At 44.3% G+C, this 915-nt stretch carries 2 pseudogenes; one reads left to right on the forward strand and one right to left on the reverse strand.

The window, feature by feature from the left end:
* Window positions 1-330, reverse strand: a pseudogene (locus CIK04_RS33115) (helix-turn-helix domain-containing protein); the annotation flags it as partial.
* A 192-nt stretch (window positions 331-522) separates the two neighbouring features.
* Here CIK04_RS33115 and CIK04_RS01510 point away from each other — a divergent pair.
* A pseudogene (locus CIK04_RS01510) lies at window positions 523-915 on the forward strand (multicopper oxidase domain-containing protein); the annotation flags it as partial.

Below are 915 nucleotides of genomic sequence, written 5' to 3' on the forward strand. Positions count from 1 at the left end.
TGCTCAACCATAATGTTCTTGTTAACCCGAGGAACGACCATTGCCTCGTCAATACCTCTAGCGGGACATACTGAGCCAAACAAATACGCATATTCAAACTGCTGCTGTTTTACCACTCTTGGTCTTGAGCCATGCTCAGCCCAAAGTCGAGTTGTCGTGTTTTGCTGGGCGACCCGTTCTTGGTTTCTCTTGCAGTCCTTCAAGCCCTTCTTCACGGAATGTTTGTACCCATTTATTCACACTGGTTCTACTTACCTTCAGGAACTTAGCCATTTGGGTTCGAGAGTGACCATCTTTAAAATGGGCCAATGTGAGTAATCGCATCTTCATTTGAATAGATTTTTGTTGGCTAGCAAGTTTTTGAAATCAATGCTATTGAGACTGTCCATAGCGTCATTTATTACGAAGAAGTAACAGCTTCAATATGACATTACTTTAGTTAGGTTTGTATGATAGATTGTTGAGAATGATTATTAATATTTGGTTAGACTTAGGCCAATTAATCAAATCAGTAGGCCACATATGGATATTTCTCGCCGCCGCTTTCTTCAAACTTCATTGGCGTTTTCCGCATTAACGCTTCTCCCTGCGTGTTCACTGTCGCGTAGAGCGCCGTTTCATCATGGTCGGTTTGTCTATGAGATGACTGCAGAACCGGCTACCGCTGAGGTGGTGCCTGGTTTTACTACGGATGTGCTCGCCTTTAATGGCTCTATTCCTGCCCCTACGATTCGCTTGTCGACAAGGGGAAGAAGTGATCATTCACTTCACCAACAAACTCAACGAGCCAACTACAATCCATTGGCATGGTTTGCGCGTACCTATTGAGATGGATGGTGTTCCCTTTTTTGAGTCAAAAACCCGTATGCCTAGGGGAGAGCTTTACTTATCGCTTTACTCCACCTGACGCAGGAA

The organism is Vibrio sp. 03_296 (genome assembly GCF_002265885.1).